The following is a 16,630-nucleotide window of genomic DNA, read 5'->3' as shown; positions in this document are numbered from 1 at the left end:
AGCCGGCGTCGGTCAGCGCCTCGAGGAAGCGCAGGTAGGGAGCGGCGAGGCGCGTGGCCGGGTCGGTGTGGGCCGTGTCCAGTCTGGCGATCATGAAAGTCTGTACGGGAAAAGGATAAGTGAACCTACTTTACCGCGCCGGGGCGGTGGTACGCACCTCGCTCGGAGCGGGTCCGTCGACAAGCCGGCCCTCTTGCCATGTCAACGATGGCACTGCGTGGCGCCGCTTCACCCTTTTGCCTACAATGGGCGATCTGATTTTTGGCTTCCCCAACGCCGTCACGGTCAGCCATCGTGGAGGCGCCGGGGTTAGGCCGCATTACCCTGCGACTTCACCGACTGCAACGGACTGGATTCCATGCTCGATCCCAAACTGCTGCGCAGCGACCTAGAGACGGTCGCCCAACGACTCGCCAAACGAGGCTTCGTTCTCGACACCGAGCGGCTCTCGGCGCTGGAGTCCCGGCGTCGCGAGCTGCAGGCCGAGACCGAGTCGCTGCAGAACGAGCGCAACACTCGCTCCAAGGCGATCGGCAAGGCCAAGGCGGCGGGCGAGGACATCCAGCCGCTGCTCGACGAGGTGAGCGACCTGGGCGACCGCCTGGACGCTGCCAAGGCGCGCCTGGCGGAGGTGCAGGCGGAGTGGGACGAGCTGGCCAGCGGCCTGCCCAACCTGCCCCACGAGAGCGTGCCGGAAGGGGAAAGCGAGGCGGAGAACGTCGAGCTGCACCGCTGGGGTACGCCGCGGGCGTTCGACTTCACGGTGCGCGATCACGTCGACCTCGGCGCGCTGAAGGGCGATCTGGACTTCGAGCTGGCCACCAAGCTGACCGGCGCGCGCTTCGCGGTGATGCGCGGCCCCATCGCGAGGCTGCATCGGGCGCTGACCCAGTTCATGCTCGACAAGCAGACCCTCGAGCACGGCTACGAGGAGTGCTACGTCCCCTACATGGTCAACGAGGCCTCGCTGCATGGCACGGGCCAGCTGCCCAAGTTCGGCGAGGACCTGTTCCGGCTGGACGACGAGCGCGGCTACCACCTGATTCCCACCGCCGAGGTGCCGCTGACCAACTTCGTGCGCGACGAGATCTTGGAGCACCGCGAGTTGCCGATGCGCCTCACCGCCCATACGCCCTGCTTTCGCAGCGAGGCGGGCTCGCACGGCCGCGATACCCGCGGCATGATCCGCCAGCACCAGTTCGACAAGGTGGAGATGGTGCAGCTGGTGGAGCCGGAGACGAGCTACGACGCCCTGGAGGAGATGCGCGGCCACGCCGAGGCGATCCTGCAGGCGCTGGAGCTGCCGTATCGCGTAGTGACCCTGTGCACCGGCGACATGGGCTTCGGGGCCGCCAAGACCTACGACCTGGAAGTGTGGCTGCCGAGCCAGGAGACCTACCGTGAGATCTCTTCGGTTTCCAACTGCGAGGACTTCCAGGCGCGGCGCATGCAGGCGCGCTTCCGCCGCCCGGATCAGAAGAAGCCGCAGCTGCTGCACACCCTCAACGGCTCCGGCCTGGCGGTGGGCCGCTGCCTGATCGCGGTGATGGAGAACCACCAGAACGGCGACGGTTCCATCACCGTGCCCGAGGCGCTGCAGCCCTACATGGGTGGGGTCGAGACGATCAATGTAAGCTGAGCGACGGGCTACGGGCTACGGGCTACGGGCGACGGGCGACGGGCGACGGGCGACGGGCGACGGGCACTTTCGTTCCGAGCCACCATTTCGCTGGCAGCTCGCAGCCCGCCGCCCGCCGCTTACCGCTCGATTTCCCAACTCACGCTGACCCCGGCGTCGATGCTGATGGTGCCGGGGCGGTATTCCGCCTGCGGGGCGCTTTCGCGGCCGTCGGCGCTCATCGCCATCATGCGCGGCTGGAACACCGGCGAGTTCGTTTCGCTGACGGTGATGACATCGCCGAGGCTAACGCCCAGCGTGTCGGCCATCAGCTCCGCCTTGTGGCGGGCCTTCTCCAGTGCTTTGACCAGCGCTTCGTCGGTGGCGGCGTCGCGGTCGGCGAGGTCGTAGCGCACGCCGTCCAGGGCGTCCACGCCGGCTTCGGTCAGTGCGTCGAGCAGCATCGGTACGCGCTCGATGTCGTTCACCTCGATGTCGATGGGGCGCTCGAGCCGGGTGCGTACCTTGGGCGCTTCACCTTCGCCGTTGCGGCTCGGGCTGGTGACGTGCTCGGGGCGAACCTGCAGCGAGCCGGCGCGAATCGCGTCGCGCTCCAGGCCGGCGGCTTCCAGGGTACGAATCAGCTCGCCGGCACGGCGCTCGAGGCGCTCGCGGGCCTCGCCGAGGGCTTCGGGGTCGCTGTCGCGTGCATCCTGGGCTACGGCCGGCGTGTGCTCCCACAGGCGGGCGCTGAGCGAGGCGCGGTCGGGCGCGACATCGAGCTGCGCCTGCGCCTGGACGTCGAGCCGGCGCGTCTTGGTGTCGTCGTCGGCCAGGGCGCCGACCGGTGCCGCCAGGGCTAGAGCGAGAAGGGCGATGGGGGCACTGCGGCGTAGCGTGACGAAAGGGGGCATGGCACTCTCCTTGTTGGGTGACGAATGGCAATCCGCTCGTCGCTTTCGAGGCGCGTCGTTGGCTAAGGTTCCCCGCCGGCCGTCTGGGGTTTGTGCCCGGCGAGACGACGCGCCATGATGAACGGTCAGTTGGCGAGAAGAGCGTGCCGAATGCACATGGATGACGAAACCAGCCGCAGCATTCCCTTGAACCTGACCCTGGCGTTGGCCGCGCTGGTGATCATCGTGGCTGGCATGCGCGCCGGTTCCAGCCTGCTGGTGCCGCTGATGCTGGCCATGTTCATTACCGTGGTGTGTACGGCGCCGGTGCATTGGCTGCAGCGTCTGGGCGTCAGCGTACGTCTGGCGGTGTGGCTGACCCTGGTGGTGATCGGCGGCTTGCTGTCGCTGCTCGGCCTGCTGCTGGTCAACAGCTTCGGCACCTTCGTCGATGCATTGCCCGGCATCGAGAAGAAACTGTACGACTACTATCTGGGCCTGTTGGACGGCCTGGCCAGCATGGGCCTGGCCATCGACACCAATCGCTTGGCCGAGCTGATCGATGCCGAGCAGTTCGGCAGCCAGATCCCGGCGCTGATCGGCGAGCTGGGCAACCTGTTGATGCAGAGCGTCATCGTGGCGCTGTTGGTGGTGTTCCTGCTGTTCGAGACGCTCAACTTTCGCGAGAAGCTGTCGCATGCGCTGGCCAACCCGGCGCCCAGCCTGCGTCGCTTCCGCGAATTCAGTCTGACCTTGAAGCGCTACCTGGCGGTGAAGACGCTGATCAGTCTGGCCACGGGCCTGCTGGTGTGGCTGGCCTGCCTGCTGGTGGGGGTCGATTTTCCGCTGCTGTGGGCGGTGCTCGCCTTTGCTCTGAATTACATTCCCAACATTGGCTCGGCCATCGCTGCCGTTCCCCCGGTATTGCTGCTGCTGGTCTCGCCCGATGGGGGCCTATTGCCGGCGCTGTTCCTGGCGGCGGCCTATCTGGTGATCAACTTCGTGCTGGGTAACCTGGTGGAGCCCAAGGTGATGGGGCGCGCCCTGGGGCTTTCCACCTTCGTGGCCTTCCTGTCGCTGGTGGTGTGGGGCTGGATCTTCGGCGCGGTGGGGATGCTGCTCTCGGTGGTGCTCACCATGACGCTGAAGATCGCCCTGGACAGCCACCCGCAGACGCGCTGGATCGCCCACCTGCTGGGACCCGGTCAGCGCCTGCTGGTGGAGGACGACGAAAGTCTGGAAGTGGCGGACCGGCCGCCGCTGAAGCGGCGCGATGCCGAGTGAGACGATGCTGAAAGACACGAGCCCCGGCAATTGCCGGGGCTCGTGTCTGGGTAGGGAAGAAGGGGCGCGATCAGGCGTTCTGGTCGATGAACTGGGCCAGTTGGGACTTCGACTGGGCCCCGACCAGGGAGGCGATCTTGGTGCCGGACTTGAACAGCATCACGGTGGGCACGCCGCGAACGCCCTGCTCGGCGGCGATCTCCGGCGCGTCGTCGACGTTGATGCTGACGACCTTGAGGTTACCGGTGCGCTCTTCGGCGACTTCGTCCACCACGGGGGCCATGACCTTGCAGGGGCCGCACCAGGGTGCCCAGAACTTGAGCAGCACGGGCTTGTCCGCCTTGAGTACTTCCTGCTCGAAGTTGGCATTGGTGACATCGACGTTGTTGGCCATGTGATTCTCCAGTTGCGTTGCGCTGCATCGAGCGAAGGGTTCGGCGTGCAATCACGCCCGGTCGGCAGATGGTAGCGGGCGGCCGGGTCGCTGGCAAATGCACTCCATCGATGATGGCGATGCCCTGCATCGATGGCGAGTGCGCACCGACCGCCCTGACCATGGGCCGTTGTATATGCTATAAAGTAATCATATTTATGCTGAATATTTCCGATGAGTAGGGTGTGCGAGGCCAGCCGGCGGCATGGCGGGCATTGCACGAGTGTGGCAACGGAGGCAGTGCATCCATGAAATTACAGCAGCTTCGCTATGTCTGGGAAGTGACGCGCCACAACCTCAACGTTTCGGCCACGGCTCAGAGCCTGTTCACCTCGCAGCCGGGCATTTCCAAGCAGATCCGTCTGCTGGAAGACGAGCTGGGGGTCGAGATATTCGCCCGCAGCGGCAAGCACCTCACCCGGGTAACGCCGGCCGGTCAGGCCATCGTCGAGCTGGCCGGCCAGGTGCTGCGCCTGACCGAGAACATCAAGGAGGTGGCGCAGGAACATAGCGACGAGCGGCGCGGCAGCCTCTCCATTGCCACCACCCATACCCAGGCCCGCTATGCCCTGCCGCCGGTGATCCGCGAGTTCACCCGCAAGTACCCCGACGTGGCACTGCACATGCAGCAAGGCACGCCCAAGCAGATCGCCCAGATGGTCAGCGACGGTCAGGCCGACTTCGCCATCTGCACCGAGTCGCTGGAACTGTTCAACGACCTGGTGCTGCTGCCCTGTTACCGTTGGAACCGTTGCGTGCTGGTGCCGCGCGACCATCCGCTGGCCGAGATGGGGACCTTGACCCTCGAGGCGCTGGCCGCTCATCCCATCGTGACCTACGTGTTCGGCTTCACCGGCCGTTCGCAGCTCGACGATGCCTTCCGCGCCAAGGGGCTTTCGCCCAACGTGGTGCTCACCGCCGCCGATGCCGACGTGATCAAGACCTACGTGCGCCTGGGATTGGGCGTGGGCATCGTCGCCCACATGGCGTTCGACGAGGCACTCGACACCGACCTCGTGGCGCTGGAGGCCGACCACCTCTTCGAGAGCTCCACCACCAAGATCGGCATCCGTCGCGGCACCTTCATGCGCGGTTACATGTACGACTTCGTCAAGGGATTCGCCGGGCATCTCGAACGCGATCTGGTGGACGCGGCTCTGGAAGCGGGGCCGCGCCACGAGCAGGGGTTGTTCGAAGACATCGAGCTGCCAGTGCGCTAGGTAAACGCTGCACGAATGGCTGCACGGGCGAATCGCTGCGTTACGCGCCGCTCCCCGGGACCTTAGTGCTGCAGATGCAGCCCGCACTCTCGCTTGGCTTCCACCTTGGTGGGGTCGAAGTAGTCGAACTCGTTGGGCAGGTCGTGTTCCTGCAAGTAACGGTAGAGGTCGCGGGCCGTCCAGTGCAGCAGCGGGGCGACCTTGAGCAGGCCGTCGGCGTTGCGGCTGACCGGCGACATCTGTGCGCGCTCGGCGGTGTCTTCGGCGCGGAGGGCGGTGAACCAGACGTCCGGGGCCATTTCGCGCAGCGCTCGCTCGAAGGGCTCGATTTTCACTTCCTGGGTGAAGGCGGCGTGGCGTGGGTCGTCGATGCCGGGCATGGGGCCTTCCACGGCTTCACGATGCGCCCGCGTGCGTTTCGGCAGGTAGGTGATCAGGTTGAGGCCGAGGCGTTCGACCAGGGCGTCGGCGAAGCGGTAGGTGGCTTCGGTATTGTAGCCGTGGTCCATCCACACCACGGGAACGTCCGGGCGTTGGCGGCTCACCATGTGCAGGATGACCGCCTCGAAGGGACGGAAGTTGGTGGTGCAGATCGGCCGGCTGCCCTGTTCGAGGGCCCAGCGGATCAGGGCTTCGGGGTCGTTGCCCAGGTCGCGATTGATGATGTCGAGTGACTCGCTCATGGGGTATCTCCTGAATCGTCTGCCCCTACCCTAGCGGAGCGGCAGGGAGCCCGCCCAATACCGTTTTCTTGGGTATCTATAGCTAATATCGCATAAGAAGCCTGGTTCTTATTCCAGTGCTTTGGCGTCGAGTGCTGCCATCAGGTGGCGAATCTTGTCGAGGGTCTCGGTGTATTCCTCGTCCAGGCGCGAATCGGCCACCAGGCCGCCGCCGCCCCACAGGTGGAGTTGGCCGGCATCGGCCACGGCGGTGCGAATGGCGATGGAGGTGTCCATGTGCCCGCGCACGTCGACATAACCGAGGCTGCCGCAATAGACGCTGCGCTGGCTGGGCTCGAGTTCGTCGATGATCTGCATGGCACGCACCTTGGGGGCGCCGGTGATCGAACCGCCGGGAAAGGCGGCGGCCAGCAGGTCGAGCGGCGTGCGTCCGCTGCCCAGTTCGCCGGTGACCACGCTGACCAGGTGATGCACGTTGGCGTAGCTCTCCAGGCCGCAGAGCTGCGGAACCCGCATGCTGCCGGGGCGGCACACTCGGCCCAGATCGTTGCGCAGCAGGTCGACGATCATCACGTTCTCGGCGCGATCCTTGAGGCTGGCAGCCAGCTCCTCGGCCAGCGCCCGGTCGGCCTCGGGGGTGGTGCCGCGGGGGCGGGTGCCCTTGATGGGACGCGTCTCGACGCGGCCATCGGGACGGCAGTGCAGGAAGCGCTCCGGTGACAGCGAAAGAATGGCCTGTTCGCCCTGCTCGGCGGGCCAGGCCAGGTAGCCGGCGAATGGCGTGGGTGTCGCGTGGCGCAGGCGCCGGTAGGCGTCCCACAGGTCGCCGCTGTAGGGGGCGCTGAAGCGCTGGGCGAGGTTGATCTGGTAGCAGTCGCCGGCGTGGATGTAGGTCTGCACGGCGGCGAAGCGGCGGGCATAGCCGGCGCGGTCCAGCTCGCCGGTGAACGGCGCCAGGAGTTCGAAGGGCTCGCCCGTCGCGGGCGCCGCCGCCAGCCAGCCTTGCACTTCGTCGCGGCGTGGGGCGCTCGCCACCAGCCAGCTTTCCCGGCGCCGATGGTCCTGGATCAGCGCCCAATCGTAGAGGCCGACCCGGCTGGCGGGGAGTCGAGCCGCCGGAGCTGCGAGGCCGGCAACCGGCTCCAGGTTGCGGCCCAGGTCGTAACCCCAGTAGCCGATCAAGCCACCCAGAAAGGGCAGTTCGCTGGTCGGGGCGGTCAGCTCGAGGCTGTCCAGCAGCGCTTGCTGGGCGGCGAAGGGGGCGTGGTCGTGCATCGGCTCGCCGTCGAGGCACGCCTGGCCGCTGGCATCGATCTCGAGCAGGGCCAGGGGCTCGGCACTCATGATGTCGTAGCGGCCGCCCGGTGCGACCGGCCGTCCACTGTCCAGCAGCACGGCTCCACGGCGTTGGCGCAGCGCGGCGAAATGGTCGAGCGGGTCCGGCCGGTAGGGGAGGGGCGTGATTTCGAGTCGTGTCGTCATCGTCGGGCCTTTTGGAGCAGGCGCCCATTTTAGGGGTGTGGTGCAGGTTTGTCCCATGCGTTGGAAGTGGCCGGCTCTTCCGGTGAGTAAACGGGGGATTGTCGACATCCACGGCAGGGTGTCAGCCGTCGCCTACAACCAAAGGCGTAATGCCTGGGGCCCGTTGCGCGGTTGACCGACCATTGGGCAATGTCTAAAGTGCTTCCATCATTCGATTGTCGACAATTGCCATGAATTCTGCCGCACCCGAACATGCAACCCCCGAGGTTCGTACCCTGGCCGAGCGGGTCTTCCACCAGCTGCAGGACGCCATCGTTCGCGGCGAGCTGATGCCGGGGAGCAAGATCACCGAGCCGGGCTTGTCCAAGAGCTACGGCATTTCCCGCGGGCCGCTGCGCGAGGCGATGCGCCGGCTCGAAGCGCACCGCCTGATCGAGCGCGTGCCGCATGTGGGTGCGCGCGTCGTCAAGCTCTCGATGGAGGAGCTGCTCGAACTGTTCGACGTGCGCGAGGCGCTGGAGAGCATGGCCGCGCGGCTGGCCGCCGAGCACATGACGCCCGACGAGATCGCCGGGCTGCGCGAGGTGCTCGCCGTTCACGAACGCCAGAGCGATCTGCAGAGCGGCGAGGCGTATTACCAGCGCGAAGGCGACCTGGACTTTCACTACCGGATCGTCCAGGGAAGCCACAACCGCATGCTGGTGACCCTGCTCTGCGACGACCTCTATTACCTGGTGCGGCTCTATCGCACCCAGTTCAGCGCCAGCGGCACGCGCCCACAGCGCGCCTTCGTCGAGCACCACCGCATCGTCGACGCCATCGAAGCGGGGGATGCGGAGTTGGCCGAGCTGCTGATGCGCCGTCACGTCAGTGCGTCGCGCGCCAATGTCGCCGACCGCTACGCCGCCATTCTCGAACAGCAGGCCGAGGCCTCTACCTGACCTCTGCCGATCAACCAAGGAGCATCGTCATGACGCAAGCCACCCCAGGCGCCCGATTCCGTGCCGCCCTCGAGGCCAACCGGCCGCTGCCCATCGTCGGCACCATCAACGCCTACACCGCCATGATGGCCGAGCGCGTGGGCCACAAGGCCATCTATCTCTCCGGCGGTGGCGTGGCCAATGCATCCTTCGGTCTGCCCGACCTGGGCATGACGACCATGAACGACGTGGTGGAAGATGCTCACCGGATCTGCGGCGCCACCGAGCTGCCGCTGCTGGTGGACATCGACACCGGCTGGGGCGGCGCCTTCAACATCGCGCGCACCGTCAAGGAGATGCAGCGGGCCGGCGTGGCCGCCGTGCATCTGGAGGATCAGGTCGCCCAGAAGCGCTGCGGTCACCGTCCCAACAAGGCGATCGTTTCCCAGCAGGAGATGGTCGACCGGGTCAAGGCCGCCGCCGACGCGCGAATCGATCCCGACTTCTATCTGATCGCCCGTACCGATGCCTTCCAGAAGGATGGGCTGGACGCTGCCATCGAGCGCGCCAATGCGTGCATCGAGGCCGGTGCCGACGCCATCTTCGCCGAGGCGGTGCACACTCTGGACGACTACCGGGCATTCTGCGAGCGCGTCGATGCGCCGATACTCGCCAATATCACCGAGTTCGGCGCCACGCCGCTGTTCACGCAAGACGAGCTCCAGGAAGTGGGCTGCCGCATGGTGCTCTATCCGCTGTCGGCCTTCCGCGCCATGAACGCCGCGGCGCTGAAGGTCTACCAGAGCATCCATGACAACGGCCACCAGAAGGGCGTGGTCGACATGATGCAGACCCGCGACGAGCTCTACGACTTCCTCAACTATCACGCCTTCGAGCGGAAGCTCGACGCCCTGTTTGCCGAAAAGGGCGACGACGCCTGAGCGGGGCGTGTCCAGCGACGATAACCAGCCACGACAAGAATACGAGACAGTAAAAGGAGACACGACATGGCAGAGAAGACGAACAGTGGCGCCGGCCTGCGCGGCCAGAGTGCCGGTACCACCGCGCTGTGTACCGTCGGCAAGAGCGGCTCCGGCCTCACCTATCGCGGCTTCGACATCAAGGAGCTGGCGGAGAAGGCCAAGTTCGAGGAAGTCGCCTACCTGTTGCTCAAGGGCAAGCTTCCCAATCAGGCCGAGCTCGATGCCTACGTCACCAAACTCAAGGGCCTGCGCGGTCTGCCTCAGGCGCTGAAGACCGTGCTCGAGCAGATTCCCAAGGATGCCCACCCCATGGACGTGATGCGCACCGGCGCCTCCATGCTCGGCAACCTGGAAACCGAGGAGAGCTTCGACGAGCAGCAGGACGTCTCCGACCGCCTGCTCGCCGTGCTGCCCTCGATCATCTGCTACTGGTACCGCTACAGCCACGATGGCGTGCGCATCGATACCGAGACCGACGACGAGTCCATCGGCGGCCATTTCCTGCACATGCTGCGTGACGCGCCGGCTTCCGAACTTCACGCGCGGGTGATGAACGTCTCGCTGATCCTCTATGCCGAGCACGAGTTCAACGCCTCGACCTTCACCGCGCGAGTGTGCGCCTCCACGCTTTCCGACATGCACTCCTGCGTGACCGGGGCCATCGGCTCGCTGCGCGGCCCGCTGCACGGCGGCGCCAACGAGGCGGCCATGGCGATGATCGAGAACTGGCAGTCCCCGGACGAGGCCGAGCGCGAGATCATGGGCATGCTCGAGCGCAAGGAGAAGATCATGGGCTTCGGCCACGCGATCTATCGCGAGTCCGACCCGCGTAACGCCATCATCAAGCAGTGGTCGAAGAAGCTCGCCGACGACGTGGGCGACAGCGTTCTCTATCCGGTTTCCGAGCGCGTCGAGGCGGTGATGTGGCGCGAGAAGAAGCTGTTCTGCAACGCCGACTTCTTCCACGCCAGTGCCTACCACTTCATGGACATCCCCACCAAGCTGTTCACGCCGATCTTCGTCTGCTCGCGCGTCACCGGCTGGTGCGCCCATGTCTTCGAGCAGCGCGCCAACAATCGCATCATCCGCCCCAGCGCCGACTACATCGGCCCGGAAAAGAGCGAGTGGGTGCCCATCGAGGAGCGTGACTGAGCTTTCCTCCCAACGAAGGCGTTCTCAGGCGGCCTCAGGGCCGCCTTTTCCGCCGCCTGACTCGAACACCACGCGAAGACCGTCGACTCATGAATACCCAATACCGAAAACCGCTTCCCGGCACCGAGCTGGATTACTTCGACGTGCGTGCCGCCGTCGAGGCGATCCAGCCCGGTGCTTACGATACCCTTCCCTACACCTCGCGGGTGCTGGCCGAGCAGCTGGTACGCCGCTGCGAGCCGGCGCTGCTCACCGATGCGCTGAGGCAGCTCATCGAGCGCCGCCGCGATCTCGACTTCCCCTGGTATCCGGCGCGGGTGGTGTGCCACGACATCCTCGGCCAGACGGCCCTCGTCGACCTGGCCGGTTTGCGCGACGCCATCGCCGAGAAGGGCGGAGACCCGGCCAAGGTCAATCCGGTGGTGCCGACCCAGTTGATCGTCGATCACTCCCTGGCCGTCGAGCATGCCGGCTTCGAGAAGGATGCCTTCGAGAAGAATCGCCAGGTGGAGGATCGTCGCAACGATGACCGCTTCCATTTCATCGACTGGACCAAGACGGCGTTCGAGAACGTCGACGTGATTCCGCCGGGCAATGGCATCATGCACCAGATCAACCTGGAGAAGATGTCGCCCGTGGTGCAGAAGCAAGGAGGGGTGGCGTTTCCCGATACCTGCGTGGGCACCGACAGCCACACGCCGATGGTCGATGCCCTGGGCGTGATTTCGGTGGGCGTGGGCGGCCTCGAGGCGGAGAGCGTGATGCTCGGGCGCGCCTCCATGATGCGTCTCCCCGATATCGTCGGCGTCGAACTCACCGGCAAGCTGCAGCCGGGCGTGACCGGCACCGACATGGTGCTGGCGATCACCGAGTTCCTGCGCAACGAGAAGGTCGTGGGTGCCTATCTGGAGTTCTTCGGTGAAGGGGCGCAGAGCCTGACCGTGGGCGACCGCGCCACCATTTCCAACATGACCCCCGAGTACGGGGCGACGGCGGCGATGTTCTACATCGACGATCAGACCATCGACTACCTCAAGCTGACGGGCCGCGACGACGATCAGGTCGAGCTGGTGGAAACCTATGCCAAGCAGGTCGGCCTGTGGGCGAGCGATCTGGAAGCCGTCCAGTACGAGCGGGTGCTGACGTTCGATCTCTCCAGCGTCGAGCGCACCCTGGCGGGGCCGTCCAAGCCGCATGCCAAGCTGCCCACCGCCGAGTTGGCCAAGCGCGGCATCGCCGTGGGGCTCGACGAGGCGCGCGCCGAGGAAGCGCAGGGCCTGATGCCCGATGGCGCGGTGATCATCGCGGCCATTACCAGCTGCACCAACACCTCCAATCCGCGCAACATGGTGGCGGCGGGACTGATCGCGCGCAATGCCAACCGGCTCGGCTTGACGCGCAAGCCCTGGGTGAAGTCCTCCCTGGCCCCCGGCTCCAAGACGGTCAAGATGTATCTGGAGGAAGCGCAACTGATGTCCGAACTCGAGGATCTCGGGTTTGGCGTGGTGGCCTATGCCTGCACCACCTGCAACGGCATGTCCGGTGCGCTGGATCCCGAGATTCAGCGGGAGATCATCGACCGCGACCTCTACTCCACGGCGGTGCTGTCGGGCAACCGTAACTTCGATGGCCGTATCCATCCCTATGCCAAGCAGGCATTCCTGGCCTCGCCACCGCTGGTGGTGGCCTATGCCATCGCCGGTACCATTCGCTTCGATATCGAGAAGGACGTGCTGGGCCACGATCCGGATGGCAACCCGGTCACGCTCAAGGACATCTGGCCGGCCGACGAAGAGATCGACGCCATCGTCAAGACGGCGGTCAAGCCGGAGCAGTTCCGGGAGACTTACATTCCGATGTTCGACCTGGACAAGAGTGCGCGGGCACGAGTCAATCCGCTCTACGAGTGGCGCCCGCAGAGCACCTACATTCGTCGTCCGCCGTATTGGGAAGGCAAGATGGCCAGGGAGCGCGGACTGAAGGGCATGCGGCCGCTGGCCATCCTGCCGGACAACATCACCACCGATCACCTGTCGCCGTCGAACGCCATCCTGCCGGACAGCGCGGCCGGCGAGTATCTGGCGTCGATGGGCCTGCCGGAGGAGGATTTCAACTCCTACGCGACTCACCGCGGCGATCATCTGACCGCCCAGCGTGCCACCCTGGCCAATCCCAAACTGTTCAACGAGATGGTGCGCGACGACGACGGCGAGGTCGTGCAGGGCTCACTGGCGCGCATCGAGCCGGAAGGCAAGGTGACGCGCATGTGGGAGGCCATCGAGACCTACATGGGGCGCAAGCAGCCGCTGATCATCATTGCCGGTGCCGATTACGGCCAGGGCTCGTCGCGGGACTGGGCGGCCAAGGGCGTGGCGCTGGCCGGGGTCGAGACGATCGTCGCCGAGGGCTTCGAGCGCATCCACCGCACCAACCTGATCGGCATGGGCGTGATGCCGCTGCAGTTCGAGCAGGGAACCACCCGCCACACCCTGGAGCTCGACGGTACCGAGACCTATGACGTCGAGGGCAAGCCGGCGCCGGGCGCGCTCCTGACGCTGGTGGTCCACCGCCGCAACGGCGATACCCAGCGGGTGCCGGTGATCTGCCGCCTGGATACCGCCGAAGAGGTGTCGATCTATTCGGCCGGTGGGGTGCTGCAGCGTTTCGCCCAGGACTTCCTGGAGTCCGGGGCGGACGTGGCGGTGTGATCGCTCCCCGCATGGAACCTTCGACCCGGCGCTGCATCACGGCCCGGGTCGCTTCGTCACTGACGTCAGGATGACTGCCTCATGGCACACGTACCGCAAATCAAGATTCCTGCCACCTACATGCGTGGCGGCACCAGTAAGGGTGTCTTCTTCAAGCTGTCGGACCTGCCCGAGTCGGCCCAGACGCCCGGGGAAGCCCGAGACCGGCTGCTGATGCGGGTGATCGGTAGCCCCGATCCCTACCAGAAGCAGATCGACGGCATGGGAGGTGCCACCTCCAGTACCAGCAAGACGGTGATCCTCTCCAAGAGCGACAGCCCCGATCACGACGTGGACTACCTGTTCGGTCAAGTTTCCATCGACGAGCCTTTCGTCGACTGGAGCGGCAACTGCGGCAACCTTTCCGCGGCCGTGGGTCCCTTTGCCATCAGCAACGGCCTGGTCGACCCGTCGCGTCTCCCCGAGAACGGCGTGGCCGAGGTGCGCATCTGGCAGGCCAACATCGGCAAGACCATCGTCTCGCGCGTACCGATGAGCGATGGTCAGGTTCAGGAAACCGGCGACTTCGAGCTCGACGGGGTGACTTTCCCGGCGGCCGAGGTGCCGGTGGCCTTCAAGGACCCGGCGGACGGCAAAGGCGCCATCTTCCCTACCGGCAACCTGGTGGACGAGCTGGAAGTGCCGGGCGTGGGTACCCTCGAGGCCACTCTGATCAACGCCGGCATACCGACCATCTTCGTGAATGCCGCCGACATCGGCTACACCGGTACCGAATTGCAGGAGGCGATCAACGGCGACTCTGCGGCCCTGGAGCGCTTCGAGGCCATTCGTGCCCACGGGGCGGTGAAGATGGGGCTGATCGGGAACGTCACCGACGCGGCCAGCCGCCAGCACACGCCGAAGGTCGCCTTCGTGGCGCCGCCTGCCGGTTACACCGCCTCCAGCGGCAAGGACGTGAAGGCCGACGAGGTCGACCTGCTGGTGCGGGCGCTCTCCATGGGCAAGCTGCACCACGCCATGATGGGTACCGCGGCGGTGGCCATTGCCTCCGCGGCGGCCATCGAAGGCACTCTGGTCAACCTGGCTGCCGGCGGCGGCAAGCGCAACGCCGTTACCTTCGGCCATCCCTCCGGGACGTTGCGGGTGGGTGCCGAGGCCAGCCTGGTCGACGGCCGCTGGTCGATCGACCAGGCGGTGATGAGCCGCAGCGCGCGAGTGCTGATGGAGGGCTTCGTGCGCATTCCGGGCGACGCCTTCTGATCCTCCCTCGTCTTCATGTGCCTCGACCCCCATTGGGTCGAGGCAGCTTATCTATAGTGAGAGGAGTACCCGAAACCCGCGACAGGAGGACGCCATGAGCGCCACCGTGGAAGCCAACGTGCGGCCGGATTATGACGCCGAGCTGCAGAAGATCGCCGACTATGTGCTGGACTACCGCATCGACAGCGACGAGGCGTGGGATACCGCACGGCTCTGCCTGATGGACACGCTGGGCTGCGGGCTGCTGGCGCTGCGTTTTCCGGAGTGCACCAAACACCTGGGGCCGCTGGTGGAGGGCACCATGGTTCCCCACGGCTCTCGGGTCCCCGGTACCCCCTATCGCCTGGACCCGGTCAAGGCGGCCTGGGACATCGGCTGCATCGTTCGCTGGCTCGATTACAACGACACCTGGCTGGCTGCCGAGTGGGGGCACCCATCCGACAATCTAGGGGCCATCCTGGCCATTGCCGACCACCTTTCCCAGCGGCGAGTGGCCCAGGGCGAGGCGCCGCTGACCATGCGTGACGTGCTCGAAGCCATGATCATGGCTCACGAGATTCAGGGCGTGCTGGCACTGGACAACTCCTTCAACCGGGTGGGGCTCGATCACGTCGTGCTGGTCAAGGTTGCCTCCACCGCCGTGGCGGCGAAGCTGATGGGAGCCAGTCGTGAACAGCTGCTCTCGGCGCTTTCCCATGCCTGGGTGGACGGCCAGAGCCTGCGTACCTATCGGCATGCGCCCAATGCCGGTTCGCGCAAGAGCTGGGCGGCGGGCGATGCCACGTCGCGGGCCGTGCGGCTCGTGGACATCGCCCTGCGCGGCGAGATGGGGGTTCCCGGGGCGCTCAGCGCGCCGCAGTGGGGCTTCTACGACGTGCTGTTCAGCCATACCAATCGCGATCTGGCCACCAAACCGGAGGGGGAGCGCAAGTTCATCTTTCAGCGCGACCTTGGCAGCTACGTGATGGAGAACATCCTCTTCAAGCTCTCCTTCCCGGCGGAGTTTCATGCCCAGACCGCCTGCGAGGCCGCGGTGACGCTCCATCCTCAGGTGAAGGAGCGCCTCGACGAGATCGAGCGCATCGTCGTGACCACTCACGAGTCGGCGATTCGCATCATCTCCAAGGAGGGCGATCTGGCGAACCCGGCGGATCGGGATCACTGTCTGCAGTACATGACCGCGGTGCCGCTGATCTTCGGAGAGCTGACCGCCGAGCACTACGAAGATGACTTTCATGCCGCACATCCTCTCATCGATGAGCTGCGCAGCCGCATGGAGGTGGTCGAGGAGCCGCGTTACACCAGGGATTATCTCGATCCCGAGAAACGCTCCATCGCCAATGCCGTGCAGGTGTTCTTTACCGATGGCAGCGCCACGGACGCGGTGGCGGTCGAATACCCGATTGGCCATCGGCGCCGCCGTGACGAAGGCGTGCCGGTACTGATCGACAAGTTCCGCCGCAATCTGGCCACCCGCTTCCCGGCCGCTCGTTGCGAGGCGATTCTGTCACTCTGCCAGGACCGAGCCGGCCTCGAAGCCATGCCGGTGCATCGCTTCATGGATCGATTCGCGATGTGACGACTTGGCCGGGCGGCGTGGATGGTCTATATTTTTCCGATGGGGGCTTGCATCGTCCCCAAGCAACGATTAAAGTACGCATCCGCTGCCGGCGACGGGCCACGTTGCCAGCGGTGGAGAGTGACGGAAGCGTTTGATGCGGCGAGGTTTTTTGCCGGCATTGCGCGGGTTTCGTCACTGGCGTGAGTCGGCCGCCGAGCGACACGTTCGCTCTTGACAGTCGGCGCCGATCACGTAGAATACGCCTTCCTCGCCGGGCGCTGGCGGCACTGCCGACAGCAGGGTGAGACGCTCCACTCCGTTTTCACGGGAGATGGGAGCCGCTCTTTAACAATCGATCAGGTAATTCATGTGGGCGCTTGTCGATGAGGCAGTGAGCAGTCACTGATCATCAAGGCAAGCGACTCGTCAAACG

General features: G+C 65.7%; 13 protein-coding genes. 9 read left to right on the top strand and 4 right to left on the bottom strand.

The window, feature by feature from the left end; all coding sequences use genetic code 11:
* The first annotated feature begins 358 nt into the window (after nt 1–358).
* Nucleotides 359–1,639, top strand: a complete 1,281-nt coding sequence (gene serS / locus BLP96_RS19200) for a serine--tRNA ligase (protein WP_089689146.1) — start codon at nt 359–361, stop codon at nt 1,637–1,639.
* Nucleotides 1,640–1,758: 119 nt separating this feature from the next.
* On the opposite strand, the gene BLP96_RS19195 is transcribed toward serS, so the two are convergent.
* Nucleotides 1,759–2,532: an SIMPL domain-containing protein gene (locus BLP96_RS19195; protein ID WP_089689145.1), complete on the bottom strand. Its 774-nt coding sequence runs from the start codon at nt 2,530–2,532 to the stop codon at nt 1,759–1,761.
* A 156-nt stretch (nt 2,533–2,688) separates the two neighbouring features.
* Here BLP96_RS19195 and BLP96_RS19190 point away from each other — a divergent pair, with 156 nt between their 5' ends.
* Nucleotides 2,689–3,795 carry an AI-2E family transporter gene (locus BLP96_RS19190; protein WP_422666830.1) on the top strand — a complete coding sequence of 369 codons (1,107 nt, stop codon included), beginning with the start codon at nt 2,689–2,691 and terminating at the stop codon, nt 3,793–3,795.
* Between the two features lie 70 nt (nt 3,796–3,865).
* Here the strand turns inward: BLP96_RS19190 and trxA are convergent, their stop codons facing one another.
* On the bottom strand, nt 3,866–4,189 hold the full coding sequence (gene trxA, locus BLP96_RS19185) for a thioredoxin (RefSeq protein WP_089689143.1): 324 nt from the start codon (nt 4,187–4,189) through the stop codon (nt 3,866–3,868).
* A gap of 287 nt (nt 4,190–4,476) precedes the next feature.
* On the opposite strand from trxA, the gene cysB reads away from it, so the two are divergent.
* A complete protein-coding gene (gene cysB / locus BLP96_RS19180) occupies nt 4,477–5,448 on the top strand; it encodes an HTH-type transcriptional regulator CysB (protein WP_089689142.1) in 972 nt (323 codons plus the stop codon).
* 62 nt (nt 5,449–5,510) lie between these two features.
* On the opposite strand, the gene BLP96_RS19175 is transcribed toward cysB, so the two are convergent.
* Together BLP96_RS19175 and pabB are read right to left on the bottom strand one after the other, a co-directional pair.
* A complete protein-coding gene (locus BLP96_RS19175; protein WP_089689141.1) occupies nt 5,511–6,131 on the bottom strand; it encodes a phosphoadenosine phosphosulfate reductase domain-containing protein in 621 nt (206 codons plus the stop codon).
* A gap of 108 nt (nt 6,132–6,239) precedes the next feature.
* Nucleotides 6,240–7,613: an aminodeoxychorismate synthase component I gene (gene pabB, locus BLP96_RS19170; RefSeq protein ID WP_089689140.1), complete on the bottom strand. Its 1,374-nt coding sequence runs from the start codon at nt 7,611–7,613 to the stop codon at nt 6,240–6,242.
* 230 nt (nt 7,614–7,843) lie between these two features.
* On the opposite strand from pabB, the gene BLP96_RS19165 reads away from it, so the two are divergent.
* The 6 genes from BLP96_RS19165 to prpD all read left to right on the top strand — a co-directional run bounded on the left by BLP96_RS19165 (nt 7,844) and on the right by prpD (nt 16,215).
* Entirely contained in the window at nt 7,844–8,554 is a 711-nt protein-coding gene (locus tag BLP96_RS19165) for a GntR family transcriptional regulator (RefSeq protein WP_089689139.1), read from the top strand.
* A 29-nt stretch (nt 8,555–8,583) separates the two neighbouring features.
* Nucleotides 8,584–9,474 (top strand): methylisocitrate lyase, encoded by an 891-nt coding sequence (prpB, locus tag BLP96_RS19160; protein ID WP_089689138.1) that lies wholly within the window; start codon nt 8,584–8,586, stop codon nt 9,472–9,474.
* Between the two features lie 66 nt (nt 9,475–9,540).
* Nucleotides 9,541–10,668: a bifunctional 2-methylcitrate synthase/citrate synthase gene (gene prpC / locus BLP96_RS19155; protein ID WP_089689137.1), complete on the top strand. Its 1,128-nt coding sequence runs from the start codon at nt 9,541–9,543 to the stop codon at nt 10,666–10,668.
* An 89-nt stretch (nt 10,669–10,757) separates the two neighbouring features.
* A complete protein-coding gene (gene acnD / locus BLP96_RS19150; RefSeq protein WP_089689136.1) occupies nt 10,758–13,376 on the top strand; it encodes a Fe/S-dependent 2-methylisocitrate dehydratase AcnD in 2,619 nt (872 codons plus the stop codon).
* 81 nt (nt 13,377–13,457) lie between these two features.
* Entirely contained in the window at nt 13,458–14,636 is a 1,179-nt protein-coding gene (gene prpF / locus BLP96_RS19145) for a 2-methylaconitate cis-trans isomerase PrpF (protein WP_089689135.1), read from the top strand.
* A 94-nt stretch (nt 14,637–14,730) separates the two neighbouring features.
* The gene (gene prpD / locus BLP96_RS19140; RefSeq protein WP_089689134.1) at nt 14,731–16,215 is read left to right on the top strand and encodes a 2-methylcitrate dehydratase; all 1,485 of its coding nucleotides are present in this window, start codon (nt 14,731–14,733) and stop codon (nt 16,213–16,215) included.
* Nucleotides 16,216–16,630 lie beyond the last annotated feature (415 nt).

Origin of the sequence: Billgrantia gudaonensis (genome assembly GCF_900100195.1) — a bacterium.
Lineage (GTDB): Bacteria > Pseudomonadota > Gammaproteobacteria > Pseudomonadales > Halomonadaceae > Halomonas > Halomonas gudaonensis.
This window is presented reverse-complemented; position numbering and strand designations above follow the sequence as displayed.

Coding starts and splice junctions, on each gene's coding strand:
- serS (WP_089689146.1), top strand. CDS start 359: ATGCTCGATCCCAAACTGCTGCGCAGCGACCTAGAGACGGTCGCCCAA.
- BLP96_RS19195 (WP_089689145.1), bottom strand. CDS start 2,532: ATGCCCCCTTTCGTCACGCTACGCCGCAGTGCCCCCATCGCCCTTCTC.
- BLP96_RS19190 (WP_422666830.1), top strand. CDS start 2,689: ATGGATGACGAAACCAGCCGCAGCATTCCCTTGAACCTGACCCTGGCG.
- trxA (WP_089689143.1), bottom strand. CDS start 4,189: ATGGCCAACAACGTCGATGTCACCAATGCCAACTTCGAGCAGGAAGTA.
- cysB (WP_089689142.1), top strand. CDS start 4,477: ATGAAATTACAGCAGCTTCGCTATGTCTGGGAAGTGACGCGCCACAAC.
- BLP96_RS19175 (WP_089689141.1), bottom strand. CDS start 6,131: ATGAGCGAGTCACTCGACATCATCAATCGCGACCTGGGCAACGACCCC.
- pabB (WP_089689140.1), bottom strand. CDS start 7,613: ATGACGACACGACTCGAAATCACGCCCCTCCCCTACCGGCCGGACCCG.
- BLP96_RS19165 (WP_089689139.1), top strand. CDS start 7,844: ATGAATTCTGCCGCACCCGAACATGCAACCCCCGAGGTTCGTACCCTG.
- prpB (WP_089689138.1), top strand. CDS start 8,584: ATGACGCAAGCCACCCCAGGCGCCCGATTCCGTGCCGCCCTCGAGGCC.
- prpC (WP_089689137.1), top strand. CDS start 9,541: ATGGCAGAGAAGACGAACAGTGGCGCCGGCCTGCGCGGCCAGAGTGCC.
- acnD (WP_089689136.1), top strand. CDS start 10,758: ATGAATACCCAATACCGAAAACCGCTTCCCGGCACCGAGCTGGATTAC.
- prpF (WP_089689135.1), top strand. CDS start 13,458: ATGGCACACGTACCGCAAATCAAGATTCCTGCCACCTACATGCGTGGC.
- prpD (WP_089689134.1), top strand. CDS start 14,731: ATGAGCGCCACCGTGGAAGCCAACGTGCGGCCGGATTATGACGCCGAG.